This window comes from Kitasatospora sp. NPDC096128 (genome assembly GCF_040303105.1).
Taxonomy (GTDB): domain Bacteria; phylum Actinomycetota; class Actinomycetes; order Streptomycetales; family Streptomycetaceae; genus Kitasatospora.
Genome location: NZ_JBEOSP010000015.1, coordinates 162,674 through 179,857 on the forward strand (window position 1 = coordinate 162,674; position 17,184 = coordinate 179,857).

Here is a 17,184-nt window from a genome sequence, read left to right on the forward strand (position 1 = left end):
GGGGTCGGGTGCCGCCCAGGATAGGTCGTCCGTCCGGCCCGCGGTCAGCCCAGCAGTCGGGGGGAGGGCGCCCCGCAGGGCAGCAGGTCCAGCTCGGCGCCGGCCTCGCGCAGGTCGGTGAGCACCAGTTCGTCGTACATCACCAGGGCGGACTGCTCGGGCCAGGCGATCGCCCAGAGCCAGAGCCCGCGGGCCTCGCCGACGAACACCGCGCGGTCGGCCGGGGCGTCCGGGACGTGGAACATCGGGGTGGGCCGGCCGGCGGCCATCAGCTTGGCATCGGCGGGCTTGTAGAGGCCGACCGAGTCGCCCGGGTCCGGGCCGGGCAGTCCGGCGTAGCGGGCGCCGAGCCCGACGCCCAGCTCCTCCGCGACCAGCACCAGCTCCCCGAAGCCGCCGAGCGGGGCGGGCCCGGAGCAGGCGACGGCGGTGGCCCGGGCGCCCGAGACGTCGTCGCCGACGTGGGCGATGCCGGTGTAGAGCCAGCCGACCGGGAGCGGCCAGGGCAGCCAGACGGGGACTTGCGAGCGGGCGACGGCGACGCCCAGGGCTTCCACGCTCGGGGGCAGCACGGGCTGCATCGGGTGCACGGCTCCGTGTCGGTCGCATTGCCAGGTGTCCGAAAAAAGACCGGGGGCGCGGACCCGACCGGCGCACCTCGGACAGCTTGGCTCGCCCCTCATAGCCGACAACGCTCCTCCCTCCGGACCGCCGCGTCAAGGACGATCACCCGTACGGACGGCTCGGCGGCACCGTGTCGGTGCTGGACGCCCGGCCGGCGCGGACGGGGTGCGGCGCGGGCGGTTCCCGTTGGGGGATGTCCCGTGGCGGGCGGCGGCAAACGTCCCGGGCGCCGGGGGTGGTGACGGGGCCGGACGCACTGACGCCCCGTCAACGGCGAGCGCGGTGACGGGGCGTCAGTCGGGTATCGGTACGTCCGGGTCGGACGCTCCCGGCTCGTCGGCGGCGGGTGGGGCCTCCCGGTCGGAGGCGCCGCGCCGGGTCAGACGGTCGGGCACGGGCGGATGAGCAGGCGCTCACCGGTGCGGGCGGCGTCCTGGACGAACTCGCGGACGGTCTCGGCGTCGGCTATCACACGCTCGGTGGCGGAGCCGTTGGCGTCGTCCAGTCGGAGGATCTCGAAGCGCATGGGCTTGGTCATGGGCGTCTCCTTTCCGGGCCCCGCGGTGCGGGGCGATTGCGGCTGAGTCGGTATCAGCCCTTTCGGGGTCTTGCGGATCCGGCGCTGGGGCCGGACCGGGCGCGTCGTACGAGCGGCGGTCTGCTGCGGCAAGGGCTCCCCCTGGACTTGCCTGATGCGTCTGGTGCCTCGTGAACCACGGTGCCGTGGTGGTGCTACCGGGCCGTTGCCCGTCCGTAACGTCCGGGTTTCGACTGAAAGGAACCCCGGTGGGGTCGCCGATGATTCCCGGACAGAATCAAAGATTACCGTAACTAACGACTTTTGTCCTGCGTCGAGACCGGTCGAACCTCCGGAAGTGGTACAGACCACTCCGGGGAAGGGCCGGTCGGGGGGCCGGGCTCAGGCCCAGAACGCGGCCAGCGCCTCGGCCGTGGCGGCCGGCCGTTCGGCGTTGGGGGAGTGGCCCGCGCCCGCGACGACCACCCGGCGGGCGCCCAGCCGCTCCGCCATCGCGCCCTGCTCCGGCACCGGCCAGGCGTAGTCCCGCTCGCCGGACAGCACCAGCACCGGCAGCGCCCCCGCCGTCGCCGCGGCCAGCTCGTCCACCCGGTCCGGCGCGGCCACCAGGTGCCCGCCGGTGACGGCCAGCGACCGCGGCACGTTCGCCACCCAGCGGTGGTGCAGGAACTCCGCGACCCCCGGCGCCAGCGCGGGCTTCGGCTCCCCGCTGTCCTCGTCCATCTGCCGCATGACCTGCCAGATCTCCTCCAGGCCCATGACCGGCAGGGCGTCCAGCAGCAGCCTGGTCCGGGCCGCCTCGGCCGGGTCGATCGCTCCCGGCCCGGTGGCCATCAGGGTCAGCGAACGCCACGGCAGCGGGCCCTCGGCGGCGGCCGCGAGCACCGCCTCCCGGACCACCTGGCCGCCGAAGGAGTGCCCCAGCAGGTGAACCGGCCCGCCCTCCGCGGCCAGCACCCCGGTCAGCGCCCGGACGTCGGCACCCAGCGCGTCCACGGCGTACGCCGCCGGGTCGTCCGGCCCGCCGGTCTCGTACTGGCCCCGCTGGTCCACGGCCGTCACCCGGTACCCGGCGGCCGCGAGCGGCGCGAGCAGCGCGATGAAGTCCTCCTTGCTGCCCGTGAACCCCGGCACCAGCAGGGCCGACCCGCGCACCGGGCCGTCCGGCTCCGCCCGCAGCGCCGCGAACTCCCCGCGCGCGGTCGGCACGCGCTCCGCCCGGGCGCAGCGGGGCAGGTCCAGGAACGGCGGAGTACTCATGAGCGGGTTCCCTCCCGGGGCAGACGACGCCCCGAGCCTATTCCGTCCCGATCCTCCTCCGACCAGGCGGGACGTCCGGGAACGCCCGAGGGGGCGGCCGGACCGTCGTGGTCCGGCCGCCCCCTCGGGGCGGGGCGGGTCAGCCCTCCGGAGTGGCCTCCGGGGCGGCCGCGGCCTTGCGGGTGCGGGTGCGCTTGCGCGGAGCCGGCTTCTCCTCGGCCGGAGCCTCGGCGGCCGGAGCCTCCGGGGCGGTCTCGGCGACGGCCTTCGGCTTGCGGGTCCGGGTCCGGGCGGCCGGCTTCTCCTCGGCCGGGGCCTCGGTGACGGCGGCGGCCTCGACGGTCTCGGCGGCCTCGGCCTTGGGCTTGCGGGTCCGGGTGCGGGCCGGCTTCTTCTCCGCCGGGGCCTCGGCAGGAGCCTCGGTGACGGCGGCGGCCTCGACGGTCTCCGCGACCTCGACCTCGACCTCGACCTCGGCCCCGGCCCCGGCCTCGGCCTTGGGCTTGCGGGTCCGGGTCCGGCGCGGCTTCTCCTCGGCCACCGGCTCGGCCGCGACCACGGCGACCACGGCGGCCTCGACGACCGCGGCGGCCACGGCGACGACCTCGGTCGCCACCACCGCGGTGGTCTCGCCCGAAGCGGCGCCACCGCGCGAACGGCGGCGGCGACGGCGCGGCGCGGCCTCGCCCTCGGAGCCCTCGACGGCCGGGGCCGGCCCGGTCACCGGGGCGGCGACAGCGGCCTCGCCCTCGCCGACCGACGAGCCGCCGCGGGTGCGGCGACGCTCACGGGTGCGGCGCGGCTTCTCCTCGACCGGGGTCTCGACGGCGGCGCGGTTCGGGCCGCCGCGCCCGCCGCGACCGGTGCGGGCGCCCCGCCCGCCGGTCTCGCCGAGGTCCTCGATCTCCTCCGCGCCGAGCCCGGCCCGGGTGCGCTCCGAACGCGGCAGCACACCCTTGGTGCCCGGCGCGATCTTCAGCAGCTCGTAGAGGTGCGGCGAGGTGGAGTAGGTCTCCTCCGGCTCGTTGAACGGCAGGTCCAGCGCCTTGTTGATCAGCTGCCAGCGCGGGATGTCGTCCCAGTCGACCAGGGTGACGGCGGTGCCGGAGGCGCCGGCCCGGCCGGTGCGGCCGATCCGGTGGAGGTAGGTCTTCTCGTCCTCGGGGCACTGGTAGTTGACGACGTGGGTGACGCCCTCGACGTCGATGCCGCGGGCGGCCACGTCGGTGCAGACCAGCACGTCGACCTTGCCGTTGCGGAAGGCGCGCAGCGCCTGCTCGCGGGCGCCCTGGCCGAGGTCGCCGTGGACAGCGCCGGCCGCGAAGCCGCGCTGGGTCAGCTGGTCGGCGACGTCGGCGGCGGTGCGCTTGGTGCGGCAGAAGATCATCGCGAGCCCGCGGCCGTCGGCCTGCAGGATGCGCGAGACCATCTCGACCTTGTCCAGCGAGTGCGCACGGAAGATGTGCTGCTCGATGTTGGCGACGGTCGCGCCGGTGTCGTCCGGGGCGGCGGCCCGGATGTGGGTCGGCTGGCTCATGTACCGGCGGGCGAGGCTGATGACCTGGCCCGGCATGGTGGCCGAGAACAGCAGGGTCTGCCGCTTCGCCGGCAGCATGGTGATGATCTTCTCGACGTCGGGCAGGAAGCCCAGGTCGAGCATCTCGTCGGCCTCGTCCAGGACCAGCGCGCGGACCTTGGACAGGTTCAGCTTCTTCTGGCCGGCCAGGTCCAGCAGTCGGCCCGGAGTGCCGACCACGATGTCGACGCCCTTGTTGAGCGCCTCGACCTGCGGCTCGTACGCCCGGCCGCCGTAGACCGCGAGCACGCGGACGTTGCGGACCTTGCCGGCGGTCTGCAGGTCGTTGGTGACCTGGGTGCAGAGCTCGCGGGTCGGGACGACGATCAGCGCCTGCGGGAAGTCCGAGAGCTGCTCCTCGGTGGCCCGCCCGGCGTCCACGTCGGCGCGCACGATGGCGCGCTCGATCAGCGGCAGGCCGAAACCGAGGGTCTTGCCGGTGCCGGTCTTGGCCTGGCCGATGACGTCGTGGCCGGTCAGCGCGACCGGGAGGGTCATCTCCTGGATGGGGAAGGGATGGACGATGCCGACGGACTCGAGCGCCTCGGCGGTCTCCGGGAGGATCCCCAGATCCCGGAACGTCGTCTTGATGGGTTCAGCGGTGGTGGACAGGGTGCTGCCTCTTCCGTTTTCGGAGGGGCCGAGAGCGAGCGGCGGGCGGGCAGCCGCGCGGCTGCGTACGGGCCTGACGGCCCTGATGACAGCTGCGCGGACGCACAACCGCGCCGGTCCCTGCGGCCGGCCGGTGCGCGCGGCCCGATGGCGGGGCGCGTCGCCGGCGGCGTCGGGGAGGATTCCCGTGAGGGACCTGCGCGGGACCTCCGCCAGGTGGGCGTGGTCTCGGCGGCCCTCGCTCGGCCACTGATGCGGTGCCAAGGCTTGAAGTCCAAGCCATGGTCGGAGCCGATCGGCTCTCCGACCGGGCATCCGCGTACGTGAGCACCCGTGCCTCCGGTGCGGACACGTCCGGGGGACGCGCTGCCGCTACGGAGCGGGCTCGTGCGGGCCACCGAGACGGCGGTGACACCGTGCGAACACGACGGGGCTCCGTACCACCATACAGTCAGGCGACGACTCGAACACGTGACGCGTCTGACACCGCCCCCGCCGGCCGCCGCGGGAGCGGCCGAACCGGCAGGTCACCGGGGGTGCACCCGGTGGCGGGGCGCAGGCCTTAGGGTGGCGGGTCATGGAGACCCATGGTGAGACGCAGGACGGCGCGCCCGGCTCGATCGGCGACTGGGCCACGTGCTCGGCCGAACCGGGCTACCGCGCGGCGGTGCTCGACCTGCTCGGCGCGCTCGCGTACGGCGAGCTGAGCGCCTTCGAGCGGCTCGCCGAGGACGCCAAGCTGGCGCCCGGCCTCGCGGACAAGGCGGCCCTGGCCCGGATGGCCTCCGCCGAGTTCCAGCACTACCAGCGGCTGCACGACCGGCTCGCCGAGATCGGCGCCGACCCGCAGGAGGCCATGCGCCCCTTCGTCGAGCCGCTGGAGCTGTTCCACCGGATGACGGCGCCCTCGGACTGGCTGGAGGGCCTGGTCAAGGCCTACGTCGGCGACGCCATCGCGACCGACTTCTACCGCGAGGTGGCCGTCCGGCTGGACGACGACACCCGCGAGCTGGTCCTCGGCGTCATGTCCGACACCGGCCACGGCCAGTTCGCCGTCGACAAGGTCCGCCAGGCCATCGAGGCCGACCCGCGGGCCGGCGGCCGCCTCGCCCTGTGGGGCCGGCGGCTGATGGGCGAGGCGCTCAGCCAGGCCCAGCGGGTCGTCGCCGAGCGGGACGCGCTGTCCAACCTGCTGGTCGGCGGCGTGCAGGTGCAGGGCTTCGACCTGGTCGAGGTCGGCAAGATGTTCAACCGGATCACCGAGGCGCACACCCGGCGGATGGCCGCCCTCGGGCTGGCGTCGTAACGGGCCGTCGTCACGGACCCCCGTCACGGACCCCCGTCACGGGCGTCGTCACGGGCGTCGTAACGGCCCTCAGGCGGGCCGGTGCCGCCGCGGCGCGCGGTGGGCGCCGGCCCGGTGCGGGTGGTGCCGGTGCGCCGGGGCCAGCCCGGCGGCGAGGTCCGGCCGGGCCAGCAGTGAGGTGACCACCCCCGCGGCCAGCGCCGAGAACGCCACCGCGGCCACCGGGTGGCGCCCGTCCAGGCAGAAGTGCGCGACCACCCCGCCGAGCAGCGCCGCCGCCAGGGCCGTCCCCACCACCAGCGGGCGGGACGCCCGGTAGTACCCCGGCAGGCCCAGCAGCGCGGCCGCGGCCGCGACCAGGCCGACCAGGGCGAAGACGAACGATTCGACCAGCAAGGCGGCCTCCCCGGGGGAACGGGCGTGCGGCGACGGTGCCGCACCTGTCGCCGTACCCAGGCCCACCAGGCCGTACACGCGACGGTGCCCCGCTCCCTGACGGGAACGGGGCACCGGGCCGGCTGTGCCGGGGCGGCACCTCAGGTGGTGCCGAAGCCCACCTTGCGGGCGGCCTGCTCGCCGATCTCCACGTACGCCAGGCGCTCGGCCGGGACGATGACGCGACGGCCGTGCTCGTCGGTGAGCGAGAAGAGCTTGGTGGAGCCCTCCAGCGCCTTCGCGACCGCGCTCTCGACCTCATCGGCAGTCTGCGAGCTCTCGATCACGATTTCGCGCGGCGCGTTCTGCACGCCGATCTTGACCTCCACGGCTTCCGTCCCTCCGGGTTGGCAGTCTCCACGCGCGGCCACGGGCCGCCTGGGACAAGCGGTCACGGCGACCGCGCCGTACGGCTTCACCATAGAGCACCCGATCACCGCCGAGGCGAAGGTCAGCGGATCGTCAGCGCTGAGCGGAACCCTCCGGCGCGAGGTCGCCCGGGTGCATCGGGAAGCCCTTCAGCCCCCGCCACGCCAGGCTGGCGACCAGCCGCACCGCCTCGTCACGCGGGATCTCCAGACCCTGCGACAGCCAGTACCGGGCGGTGATCTGGGCCAGACCGCAGACCCCGGCGGCCAGCAGCTTGGACTCCGCCTCCGGCAGGTCGGTGTCCTCTTGGATCACCTTGCTGACCAGCGTCGCGCTCGCCTCGGAAGCCCGCTCCACCCGCTCGCGCACGGCCGGCTCGTTCGTCAGGTCCGACTCGAAGACCAGCCGGAACGCGCCCGACTCGCTGGAGACGTAGTTGAAGTACGCCTCCATCGTCGCGGCCACCCGCAGCTTGTTGTCGGCGGTGGTGCCCAGCGCCTCGCGGGTCGACTCGACCAGGGCGTCGCAGTGCTTGTCCAGCAGCGCCAGGTAGAGCTCCAGCTTCCCGGGGAAGTGCTGGTAGAGGACCGGCTTGCTCACCCCGGCACGGTCGGCGATGTCGTCCATGGCGGCCGCGTGGTAACCCTGCGCGACGAACACCTCCTGGGCGGCACCGAGCAGTTGTTCACGGCGGGCGCTTCGCGGCAGGCGGGCACCGCGCGGGCGCTCCTGCGCCTCCTGGATGGCCGTCACGGCGCTCCTCACTTCGGGCTTCTTCGGGGCTGGCAAGAGGGCCGATTCTACTTTTCGGTAACCGCGCCCGCCCTCGGCGAAGGCGAGAAAAGCAGTCCGCCCGCTTGTCAGGAGCCCACAATACGGCGCTGACCTCGGCGTCGGCAGTGGTGCGACGAGGGAAGGCACGGGGACGGGACCGGGGGCCGCTACGGCCGGACCACCCCGGCCGCCCCCGGTGGGGCCTCACTACCATCGTCCACCATGAGCAGCGCTGAGCAGCAGGTACGTACGGTCGAGGTCCCCGGCGCGGTGCTCGCGGTGCACCGGCCCGCCGAGGAGGGCGGCACCGACGGGCGCGAGCCCGGGCTCTTCGTGCACGGCCTGGGCGGCTCGGCCGCCAACTGGACCGCCCTGATGGACCGGCTCTCCGGCCTCGTCGACGGCGAGGCCGTCGACCTGCCCGGCTTCGGCCGCTCCGGCCCGCCCACCGACGGCAACCTCAGCCTCAACGGCCACGTCCGCGCCGTCATCGGCTACCTGGAGGCCTCCGGCCGCGGCCCCGTCCACCTCTTCGGCAACTCGCTCGGCGGCGCCGTGTCCGTCCGGCTCGCCGCGCTGCGCCCCGACCTCGTGCGCAGCCTCACCCTGGTCTCGCCCGCGCTGCCCGAACTGCCCCCGCAGCGCTCCGCCTGGCCCACCGGCCTGCTCGCCCTGCCCGGTCTACCCGCCCTGCTGCGCCGGCTGCCGGCCGGCCGGCGCGACGCCGAGGCGGCCACCGAGGACCTGCTGCGGCTGGTCTACGGCGACCCGGCCGGCCTGAGCCCGGCCGCCCGGGCCGAGGCGGTGGCCGAGTACCGGCTCCGGCTGGAGCAGCCGCACGCGATGCCGGCCCTGATCGGCTCGGCCCGCGGCATCGTCTCCGCCTACACCGAGCGCGGCGACCAGGCGCTGTGGCGGCAGGCCGAGCAGGTCGCGGCGCCCGTGCTGCTGGTGTACGGGCTGCGCGACAAGCTGGTCGCCTACCGCTCCGCCCGCCGGGCCTGCGCGGCCTTCGCCGACGCCCGGCTGCTGGTGCTGCCGGAGTCCGGGCACGTGGCGATGATGGAGCACCCCGACGCGGTCGCCCGGGCCGTGCGCGAGCTGATCGCGGGCACCGCACGCTGAGCGGCGGGCGGGGCTGGAGCGCCGTATAGCGCGCGGTAACGGCCCGGCTCGGGGCGAGGTCACGGCGGTTCACTCGTTCAGGTGGCAGCCAGGCATGTGACCGATGGATCGCCCCGGGCCGGTCCTACCTTTCTGCTGCCGGACCGAACAGGTGTGGGGGAGGACCGCTGACGCCGGAGCACACGGCGCACGGCCCGAGCAAGCGTCCCGGCGTACGGCCCCACGGCTCCCGTGGCCCCTGCCCAGGGGGCGTCCCAGGGGTGCGGGGGCGGCCGGCCCCGACCGAGGCCGCCGGCACCGCCCCCGTCCCGAGGCAGAAGGAGGTCTCCCGTGCGCGTCGCGCTGCTCACCGAGGGTGCCCGTCCGCATCCCGACCGTGGTGCCGGGGCCTGGTGCGAGCGGCTGGCCGAGGGCCTGCCGGAGCACGAGTTCGAGCTGTACCTGCTCACCGGCCCGGACGGCCTCGGCGCCGTCTCGCGGCTCTCGCCCGCCTGGCACGGCGCCCACGACCTCGCATTGTTCGGCCGCCGGCCGCGCGGCCGGGCCCCCGGGGCGGTGCGCAGACGCCAGTACGCCCGGGCGTACGAGGAACTGGTGCGGGCGCTGGTGCTGCCGGGGGAGCGGGCCGGCTTCGGGGCCGGGCTGTACCGGCTGGCGGCGCTGGCCCGGGAGGACGAGGGCACCCTGCCCGCCTTCCTCGCCTCCGCCCACGCCCGCCGGGTGCTGGAGCGGACCTGGCTGCTGCCCGGCGCGGACACCCCGGCCGGACAGCCGCTGGTCCACGACGTGCTGGTCGCCGCCGATCTGCTGGAGCAGTGCCTGCGCCCGCTGTCCGCGCCCTGGTACGGCACCGGGCCCGGCGGCCTCGGCGCCGCCGACCTGTGCCACGTGGTCGGCGGCGGCCCGGCCGCGCTGCCCGCCCTGCTCGCCCGGCGGCTGCACGGGGTGCCCTTCGTGGTCACCGAGCACGCCCTGCACCTGCGCGAGCAGTACCTCGGCTGCATGCCCCGAGTCGGAGGGCGCGCCGGTTCCGAAAACCGCGCCGGCTCCGGAAACGAGGAGCGACGAGCGAGACGGGGGTCCCCCCGGCCGGAGGCCGGGGGAGAGCGCGGGAGCCTGGGGGCACCTCCCGGCCGCCAGCCTGGGGGAGACCGCCGGCACCGGGTTCGAGCGCCCGGAGGCGAGTGGGCGGGTCACGTGGCGCCCTACCGGTGGCCGGTCAGGGCGCTGCTGCTGTCCTTCTTCCGGGCGCTCACCGAGGAGACCTACCGGCAGGCCGCGATACTCACCCCGGGCAGCGCCCACGACCAGCAGTGGCAGCGCCGCTGTGGGTCCGATCCGGCGCGTACCCGGGTGGTGTACGAGGGCACCCCGGCGGTGGACCGCCCGGCGGCCGGGCCGGAGCCGGAGCGGCCGACCCTGGTCTGGGCGGGCGCGCTGGAGCCGGCGCGCGACACCGAACTGGTGCTGCACGCCTTCGCCCGGGTCCGCGCCGAACTGCCCGCGGCCCGGCTGGTGGTGTTCGGCGAGGAGGCCGCCCCCGGCTACCGGGCGCACTGCGCGGCGGTCGCCGAGCGGCTCGGGGTGGCCCGGGCGGTGGACTTCGCCGGACGGCCCGGCTCGCTCGCCGAGGCCTGGCAGGGCGGCACGGTGGCGGTCTTCTCCGCGCTCTCCCAGCGCAGCCCCCGGCTGCTCGCCGACGCCATGCTCAGCGGCCGCGCGGTGGTCTCCACCGACGTCGGGGTGGCCCGCGAGGTGGTCGGCCCGACCGGGCTGCTGGTGCCCGCCCGCGACCCGCGCGCACTGGCCGGGGCCTGCCTGGCGCTGCTGCGCGATGAGGAACGGCGCTCCCGGCTGGGCCTGGCGGGGCGGCTGCGGGCGCAGGAACGCTTCGCCGTCGAGCCGGTGATCGGGGCCTTCCGGGAGATCTACCTGGAGCTGGTCTCGCAGTACCCGGCCTTCCCCGAGGGGGGCGGCGCGGGCCGGGCGCCGCGTCCGTTCGCCCGACCCGCCGAGTACTGGCTCAGCGACGGCCCGGATCAGACCCGCCCCGCCGGGCCCGCCCTCGCGGAGGCCGTCTGATGTCCGGCCCCGCCGCCAGCGCAGACCCGGTGCGCGAACTGATGGCCGAGCACCGGGAGCTGTGCGAGCGCGCCGTCGACCCGCTGGAGATCGCCGCCGGGCTGGAGGAGGCCGGGCTCGGCCCGGACGCCGCCGCGCGCTGCCGGCACGCCGACCTGTTCGCGCTGGCCGAGGAGCTGTACGCCCGGGTGCCCCGGCGCCCGCCGCCGCCCGAACCGTCCGCCCCGCGCCGTGGCGGGGCCGCGGCCCGGGCGGCCCTGATCGCCGCCGCGCTGGCCGCGCTGCCGTGTGCCGGGGTGGTGGTGCTCGGCGCCCGCTGGCCGGTGCTGCTGCCCGCCGCGGTCCCGTTGGCGCTGCTGCCCGCGCTGACCGGGCCCGCCCCGGCCGATCCCGCCCCGCCGCCCTGCGGCCCGGCCTGCCCGGCGGAGCTCGGCCCGGTCCGCACGCCGCCCCGGCCGGCCGGCTCCCGGCTGCATCCCGCCGCGCTCGGGTACGGGCTGGGCCTGGCCGCGCTGCTGCTGCTCCCGCTGGCGGCGCCGGGCCGGGACCGGCCGCTGGCCGCCGCGCTGGTGCTGGCCGCCGCGGTGTCGGCGGGCTCGGCGGAGCGGGCGGCCCGCTGGTACCGGCAGGTCGGCCGGGGGCACCTCGGGGCAGCGCGCACGCTGGCCGAGTTCCGGGCCCGGATGCGCCCGGTGCTGCCGGTCGCGCTCGCGCTGCACCTGGCGGTGCTCGCGGTGCTGACCTACGCCGCGCTGGCCGTCCTCGCGGTGGTCGCGCCGCGCCCCGGGCCCGGTCACGGCGGCGGCCTGCTGCACCTGGCCGCCGAGCGGGCCGGCCCGGCGGCGTGGGCGGCGCAGGGCGTGCTGGGCCTGCTGCTGGTGCTGCCCGCGCTGCTGGCGTGCTGCGGCCGGGCGACGGCCGCCGCGCTGGGCGCCGTGGCCGGGCCCGCCGCGACGGCGGTGCTGCTCGCCCTGGGCCACCCCTGGCCGTCGGCCGTCCTGCTGGGCGGCGGCGCGGTCGCGGCGGTGCTGCTGCTCCACGGTTGGGCGGTGCTCGGCCGGGCCGGCTCGCACCGCTGAACCCCCTTGTCAGACCTGTCAGATCTCGTTCGCTGTTTTCAGTCCGCCAGGTCGTCCCCGACCTCGCTTCGTGGAAGGACGCCCCCGATGAGGGTGCTGCTGCTGGGCGCCGACGGCTTCATCGGCCGCCGGGTCACCGATCGTCTGCTGATGGACCAGGAGTTGCAGGTGACGGTGCTCGGCCGGCGCGACTCGGCCGACATCCGCTTCGACCTGACCACCGGGAGCCCGGGCGCGCTGGCCCGCTTCCTGGACGCGGTCGCGCCGCAGGTGGTGATCAACTGCGCGGGCGCCACCTACGGCAGCTCGCGGACCCTGATCCGGTCGAACACGCTGGCCGTCGCGACCGTCTGCGAGGCGATCCGGCGCAGCCGGGAGCCGGCCCGGCTGGTGCACGTCGGCTCGGCCGCGGAGTACGGGCCGGTGCCCGGCGGGGTGCCGGTGTCCGAGCAGGCCGAGCCGCGGCCGGTCGGCCCGTACGGAGTGTCCAAGCTGGCCGGGACGGAGCTGGTGCTGGCCTCCGGGCTGGACGCCGCGGTGCTGCGGGTGTTCGACGTGGTGGGCCCGGGCGCGCCGACCGCCTCGCTGTTCGGGCGCCTCGCCGAGGGCCTGCGGCGGGCGCTGGAGCGGGACGAGAACCAGGTGCGGATGCCGGACCTGTCCGGATACCGGGACTTCGTGGACGTCCGGGACGTCGCCCGGGCGATCCAGGCGGCGGCGGTCTCGGCCGCCACCGGGGTGATCAACGTGGGCAGCGGGCACGCCGTGCGGGCCCGGGACGCGGCCCAGCTGCTGGTCCGGGCGTCGGGCTTCGAGGGGGCGATCGTGGAGGAGAACCGGCCGGTCCTGCTGCCGGCGCAGGTCGGCGGGCCGGGCGGCGACCACCTGCCGGGCCACGGCCACCAGCCGGGTCCGTACCTGCCGGGCCACCGGGCGGAGGTCCACCGGGCGGAGGGCCGGCCCGCCCCGGGCGAGCCGGTGCCGTGGCGGCAGGCGGACGTGCGCACCGCCCGGGAACGTCTCGGCTGGCGGACACAGGTGCCGCTGGAGGAGTCGCTCGGGGACGTCTGGCTGGAGACGGCCTGCCGGGTGTGAGTCCGGCGGGGGGAGCGTCCCGGGCCCGGAACGACGGGCCCGGGACGCTCCGGGGCGGCCGGCGGGCGGTTCCACGATCCGGCGCGGCCCGTCTCGCCCATCGGACGAGCTGTCTCGGAATACCGGTCGGGCATGACACTGTTGGCCTAGAGAGCCACCTGAGTGGCGGTGCAACAACCCCGTCCGAGGCAGGCCCCGGCCGCCTGAACAAGACACCCATCGGAGTCCCCGTGTCGTTGCCACCCCTGGTCGAGCCGGCCGACGAGCTCACCGTCGACGAGGTCCGCAGGTACTCCCGCCACCTGATCATCCCGGACGTCGGGATGGCCGGGCAGAAGCGGTTGAAGAACGCCAAGGTGCTGTGCGTCGGCGCCGGCGGCCTCGGCTCGCCCGCGCTGATGTACCTGGCCGCCGCCGGTGTCGGCACGCTGGGCATCGTCGAGTTCGACGTGGTCGACGAGTCGAACCTGCAGCGCCAGATCATCCACGGCCAGGCCGACATCGGCCGCTCCAAGGCGGAGTCGGCGCGCGACTCGGTCAAGGAGATCAACCCGTACGTCGACGTGGTGCTGCACGAGGAGCGGCTCGACAACTCCAACGTGATGGAGATCTTCGCCGGCTACGACCTGATCGTGGACGGCACCGACAACTTCGCCACCCGCTATCTGGTGAACGACGCCGCGGTGCTGCTCGGCAAGCCGTACGTGTGGGGCTCGATCTACCGCTTCGACGGCCAGGCCAGCGTCTTCTGGGCCGAGCACGGCCCCTGCTACCGCTGCCTCTACCCGGAGGCCCCGCCGCCGGGCATGGTCCCGTCCTGCGCCGAGGGCGGCGTGCTGGGCGTGCTCTGCGCGTCCATCGGCTCGATCCAGGTGAACGAGGCGATCAAGCTGCTGGCCGGGATCGGCGACCCGCTGGTCGGCCGGCTGATGATCTACGACGCCCTGGAGATGAACTACCGCCAGGTGAAGGTCCGCAAGGACCCGAACTGCGCCGTCTGCGGCGAGAACCCGACGGTCACCGAGCTGATCGACTACGAGGCCTTCTGCGGCGTCGTGTCGGAGGAGGCGCAGGCCGCCGCCGCCGGTTCGACCATCACCTCGAAGCAGCTCAAGCAGTGGCAGGACGACGAGGAGGACATCTACCTCATCGACGTCCGCGAGCCCGGCGAGTACGAGATCGTCAACATCCCCGGCGCGGTGCTGATCCCGAAGAACGAGTTCCTCATGGGCGACGCCCTGGAGAAGCTGCCGCAGGACCGGAAGATCGTGCTGCACTGCAAGTCGGGCGTGCGCTCGGCCGAGGTGCTGGCCGTGGTCAAGGCCGCGGGCTTCGCCAACGCCGTCCACCTGGGCGGCGGCGTGCTCGGCTGGGTGAACCAGGTCGAGCCGCACAAGCCGGTCTACTAGGCCGCCGGCCGGACGTACGGCCCCGGACGCCCCGGAGATGCGACGGAGGGCCCCACCGCTAGCGGTGGGGCCCTCCGTCGTACGTCCGCGCGCTCAGAGCGCGTGCTTGCGCTGCAGCACGTTGTAGGCGATCCAGCCCGGCAGCACCGGCAGCCAGAAGGTGAGCGCCCGGAAGAGGAACACCGCCGGGGTGGCGATCGTGGGGGAGACGTCCGCGACGGTCAGGGCGCCGATCAGGGCGACCTCGACCGGGCCGATGCCGCCCGGGGTGGGGATCGCCGAGCCGGCCGCGTTGGCGGTCAGGAAGACCACCGCGACGGCCGAGAAGCTGACGTCGCCGCCGAAGGCCTGCACCGAGAAGTCCAGGCAGGCGGTGAAGGACAGGGTCAGCAGCAGGATGCCGCCGAAGCCGGTGATCAGCTTGCTGGGCGTCTGCATCAGGTCGAGCATGCGCGGCACCACGCCGAAGAACAGCGAGCGCAGCCGGCCCAGCACGAAGCGGCGCAGCGGCGCGACCGCGGCCACCACCAGGGCGAGCACGGCGGCGGTCAGCACCCCGATGATCACCGCCCGGGAGGCGGAGAGGTCGCCGTTGGTCTGGCTGCCGGTGATCAGGCCGAAGCTGAACAGCAGCAGCAGGTGCCCGGCCAGGCCCGCCAGCTGGGAGGCGCCGACCGAGGCGACCGCCTGGCCCGGGCGGATCCCGGCCTTCTGCAGGTAGCGGGTGTTGAGCGCGATGCCGCCGATCGCCGCCGGGGCGACCAGCTTCACGAAGGAGCCGGCCAGCTGGGCCGCGACGGTGCGCCGGAACGGCAGCCGCTCGGGGACGAAGCCGGTCAGGCTCATCGCGGCGGCGACGTAGCTGAACGCGGCCGCCAGCAGGGCCGCCGCCGCCCACGCCCAGTTCATCTGGGAGAGCTTGAGCTGGGCCGGCTTGATGGTGGTCAGCGCCAGATAGGCGGCGAAGGTGAGCGCGATCACCATGATCAGGCTCTTCGGCTTCAGCCGCTCCAGCTTGGCCGGCTCCATCGGCGCCTCGGGGGCGATCTGCAGGATCTGGCCGCGGATGCGGCTGAGCAGGTCCTCGCCGGCCGCCGCGATGTCCTCCTCGGCCTGCTCCTGGGTGCGCTCGCCGGCCGCGACCTGCTCCAGGGCCTTGGCCCGGGCGGCGGCCTTGCGCTCCTTGGTGAGCTTGGCGAGGTCGACCCGGGTGGAGCGGCTCATCCCGACCGGCTGGAGCAGCGGCAGCGCCTGGGCGACCCGGTCCGCGCCCAGCACCGCGTTGGCGGTGGCGACGGCCCGCTCGGGGCCGATCCGCAGCGCGAAGGTGGTGAGCAGCTGGGCGACGTCGATGCGCAGGGTCAGGTCGGTGGCGGCGATGTCGCCGCCGGACAGGTTGACCAGGCAGGCGGTCTTGTCGTCGACGACCAGCAGCGACTCGCCGGTCAGCCGGCGGTGGGCGATCCGGCGCTCGTGCAGGGCGGCCACCGACTGCCACAGCGAGGCCATCACCCGGTCGGTGACCTCCTCGTCGGCGAGCTCGTCCAGGGTGAGGCCCTCGACGTTCTCGTACACCAGGATCGCGGCGTCCGGGCCCAGCTCGGAGGTGGCCACCAGCTGCGGCGCGCGGGCGCCCGAGGCGGCCGCCGCGTACGCGATCAGGGCCTCCTGCTCCAGCGCCTGGCGCAGCGACTGGGGGCTGCGGCGCACCGCCACCGAGCGCAGCCGCAGCCGCCGCCAGGCCCGGTAGAAGAAGCCGGAGGCCTGCTGCTCGCGGTCGATGATGTGGACGTCCAGCGGCGGGCCGTCCTGCTGGGTGACGTAGTAGCGGCGGGTGCCGCCGGGGGCGTCCGGGGCGCGGTGGGCGCCGTCCGGGGTGAAGCCGACCTTGCGCAGGCCGATCATCAGGTGCTGGCCGGTGGGCCGGATGTTGGGGGAGCCGATCGCGTACAGCGTGCCGTAGGCGACGGACCAGCCGATCAGCACGGTCAGCATCAGCGACAGCGGGGTGGTGTAGCCGCCGAGCAGCTCGGTGACCCCGCTGAAGACGACCACCACCCACAGGGCCACCCGCCAGCGCGGCCGGCTCGACATGCCGACGGCGGTCATGTAGGCGATCACCGGGGCGAGGTAGCCGTGCACCGGGTCGGTGAGGCTGCCGTTGCTGTCCAGCGGCAGCCGGGTCAGCGCCGTCCTGATGTGTTCGGAGGCGCCCTCGGCGACCCACCAGTCGATGCCCAGCGAGACGCCGTACGCGAGCACCGAGGCGAGCACGCCGTCGGCGACCCGCAGACCGTCGCGTTTGATCAGCCGCTCGACGGCGAAGGCCAGCGGCACGGCGAGCACGGCGACGCTGGAGACCAGGCCGGTGATGGTGGACAGCACCGCGGAGAAGTGCGGGGCGTTGGTGGCGATGTCCTGCTCGATGCCGGTGGTCGTCGAGGTGGCGATGCCGGCCAGGACGAAGACCGCGACTATCCCGAAGACCCCGGCCAGGAAGCGGATCAGGTCGGACGGGCGGTGCGCGCGGGCGGCGAGCAGCGGCTCGTCGACGTCCAGGTGCGGGGCGTCGTCCAGCGGGTCGTGGTGCTCGGTCCGCGCGGCCGGCGGGGCCGGGGCGGGGACGGGCGGGGCCGGGGCCGGGGCGGGCGGCTGCGCCGCCGGTCCGGGGGCCTGCTCGGGCGTGGGGGTCTTGATCGTCAGGTCCTTGATCAGGGAGACTTCCGGGGTCGGCCCGTTCCCGGGCCGCCCATCGGACTCGTCACCGGGCGCCGGGGGCACGACGGAGCCGGACTCGTCGGAGTCCCTGTCCACGCCCACGTCAGCCGTCCCGGTCATCTGGTCTTGTCCTCGTATCACCACTCACCGCCCCGAAGATGGTGGCATGCCCCGGCCCCCCG

General features: G+C 75.2%; 14 protein-coding genes. 6 read left to right on the top strand and 8 right to left on the bottom strand.

Translation table 11 applies throughout. The features are described from left to right. Positions 1-44 precede the first annotated feature (44 nt). From ABTY61_RS18945 to ABTY61_RS18960, 4 genes are all read right to left on the bottom strand, one after another. Entirely contained in the window at positions 45-683 is a 639-nt protein-coding gene (locus tag ABTY61_RS18945) for a DUF6758 family protein (protein WP_350506142.1), read from the bottom strand. 320 nt (positions 684-1,003) lie between these two features. Then, positions 1,004-1,150 carry a DUF8834 family protein gene (locus ABTY61_RS18950; protein WP_502895362.1) on the bottom strand — a complete coding sequence of 49 codons (147 nt, stop codon included), beginning with the start codon at positions 1,148-1,150 and terminating at the stop codon, positions 1,004-1,006. Positions 1,151-1,543: 393 nt separating this feature from the next. Further along, positions 1,544-2,422: an alpha/beta fold hydrolase gene (locus ABTY61_RS18955; protein ID WP_350506144.1), complete on the bottom strand. Its 879-nt coding sequence runs from the start codon at positions 2,420-2,422 to the stop codon at positions 1,544-1,546. 139 nt (positions 2,423-2,561) lie between these two features. Continuing rightward, positions 2,562-4,496, bottom strand: coding sequence for a DEAD/DEAH box helicase (locus tag ABTY61_RS18960; RefSeq protein ID WP_502895357.1), 1,935 nt, complete (start codon positions 4,494-4,496; stop codon positions 2,562-2,564). Between the two features lie 691 nt (positions 4,497-5,187). Between ABTY61_RS18960 and ABTY61_RS18965 the strand changes: the two genes are divergently transcribed. Beyond that, positions 5,188-5,916, top strand: coding sequence for a ferritin-like fold-containing protein (locus ABTY61_RS18965; protein ID WP_350506145.1), 729 nt, complete (start codon positions 5,188-5,190; stop codon positions 5,914-5,916). Between the two features lie 69 nt (positions 5,917-5,985). Here ABTY61_RS18965 and ABTY61_RS18970 read toward each other — a convergent pair whose 3' ends face one another. The 3 genes from ABTY61_RS18970 to ABTY61_RS18980 form a co-directional block, all read right to left on the bottom strand. Further along, positions 5,986-6,312, bottom strand: a complete 327-nt coding sequence (locus ABTY61_RS18970; protein ID WP_350506146.1) for a hypothetical protein — start codon at positions 6,310-6,312, stop codon at positions 5,986-5,988. Between the two features lie 140 nt (positions 6,313-6,452). After that, the gene (locus ABTY61_RS18975) at positions 6,453-6,680 is read right to left on the bottom strand and encodes a DUF3107 domain-containing protein (protein ID WP_350506147.1); all 228 of its coding nucleotides are present in this window, start codon (positions 6,678-6,680) and stop codon (positions 6,453-6,455) included. A gap of 133 nt (positions 6,681-6,813) precedes the next feature. Continuing rightward, positions 6,814-7,473, bottom strand: a complete 660-nt coding sequence (locus ABTY61_RS18980; protein WP_350506148.1) for a TetR/AcrR family transcriptional regulator — start codon at positions 7,471-7,473, stop codon at positions 6,814-6,816. A 243-nt stretch (positions 7,474-7,716) separates the two neighbouring features. Between ABTY61_RS18980 and ABTY61_RS18985 the strand changes: the two genes are divergently transcribed. The 5 genes from ABTY61_RS18985 to moeZ all read left to right on the top strand — a co-directional run bounded on the left by ABTY61_RS18985 (position 7,717) and on the right by moeZ (position 14,284). Beyond that, the gene (locus ABTY61_RS18985) at positions 7,717-8,619 is read left to right on the top strand and encodes an alpha/beta fold hydrolase (RefSeq protein ID WP_350506149.1); all 903 of its coding nucleotides are present in this window, start codon (positions 7,717-7,719) and stop codon (positions 8,617-8,619) included. A 330-nt stretch (positions 8,620-8,949) separates the two neighbouring features. Further along, positions 8,950-10,701 carry a glycosyltransferase gene (locus ABTY61_RS18990; RefSeq protein WP_350506150.1) on the top strand — a complete coding sequence of 584 codons (1,752 nt, stop codon included), beginning with the start codon at positions 8,950-8,952 and terminating at the stop codon, positions 10,699-10,701. Beyond that, positions 10,701-11,780 (top strand): hypothetical protein, encoded by a 1,080-nt coding sequence (locus tag ABTY61_RS18995; protein WP_350506151.1) that lies wholly within the window; start codon positions 10,701-10,703, stop codon positions 11,778-11,780. Before ABTY61_RS18990 ends, ABTY61_RS18995 begins: the two co-directional genes overlap by 1 nt. An 87-nt stretch (positions 11,781-11,867) precedes the next feature. Next, a complete protein-coding gene (locus ABTY61_RS19000; RefSeq protein ID WP_350506152.1) occupies positions 11,868-12,875 on the top strand; it encodes an NAD-dependent epimerase/dehydratase family protein in 1,008 nt (335 codons plus the stop codon). 230 nt (positions 12,876-13,105) lie between these two features. Next, positions 13,106-14,284 carry an adenylyltransferase/sulfurtransferase MoeZ gene (gene moeZ, locus ABTY61_RS19005; protein ID WP_350506153.1) on the top strand — a complete coding sequence of 393 codons (1,179 nt, stop codon included), beginning with the start codon at positions 13,106-13,108 and terminating at the stop codon, positions 14,282-14,284. Positions 14,285-14,377: 93 nt separating this feature from the next. Here the strand turns inward: moeZ and ABTY61_RS19010 are convergent, their stop codons facing one another. Next, positions 14,378-17,122, bottom strand: coding sequence for a flippase-like domain-containing protein (locus ABTY61_RS19010; RefSeq protein ID WP_350506154.1), 2,745 nt, complete (start codon positions 17,120-17,122; stop codon positions 14,378-14,380). Positions 17,123-17,184: the final 62 nt, after the last annotated feature.

What these genes read in the sequence shown, in the direction of transcription:
- ABTY61_RS18985 (WP_350506149.1), top strand. Translation starts at nt 7,717, where the DNA reads ATGAGCAGCGCTGAGCAGCAGGTACGTACGGTCGAGGTCCCCGGCGCG.
- ABTY61_RS18950 (WP_502895362.1), bottom strand. Translation starts at nt 1,150, where the DNA reads ATGCGCTTCGAGATCCTCCGACTGGACGACGCCAACGGCTCCGCCACC.
- ABTY61_RS18945 (WP_350506142.1), bottom strand. Translation starts at nt 683, where the DNA reads ATGAGGGGCGAGCCAAGCTGTCCGAGGTGCGCCGGTCGGGTCCGCGCC.
- ABTY61_RS18965 (WP_350506145.1), top strand. Translation starts at nt 5,188, where the DNA reads ATGGAGACCCATGGTGAGACGCAGGACGGCGCGCCCGGCTCGATCGGC.
- ABTY61_RS19000 (WP_350506152.1), top strand. Translation starts at nt 11,868, where the DNA reads ATGAGGGTGCTGCTGCTGGGCGCCGACGGCTTCATCGGCCGCCGGGTC.
- ABTY61_RS19010 (WP_350506154.1), bottom strand. Translation starts at nt 17,122, where the DNA reads ATGACCGGGACGGCTGACGTGGGCGTGGACAGGGACTCCGACGAGTCC.
- ABTY61_RS18960 (WP_502895357.1), bottom strand. Translation starts at nt 4,496, where the DNA reads ATGACCCTCCCGGTCGCGCTGACCGGCCACGACGTCATCGGCCAGGCC.
- ABTY61_RS18955 (WP_350506144.1), bottom strand. Translation starts at nt 2,422, where the DNA reads ATGAGTACTCCGCCGTTCCTGGACCTGCCCCGCTGCGCCCGGGCGGAG.
- ABTY61_RS18995 (WP_350506151.1), top strand. Translation starts at nt 10,701, where the DNA reads ATGTCCGGCCCCGCCGCCAGCGCAGACCCGGTGCGCGAACTGATGGCC.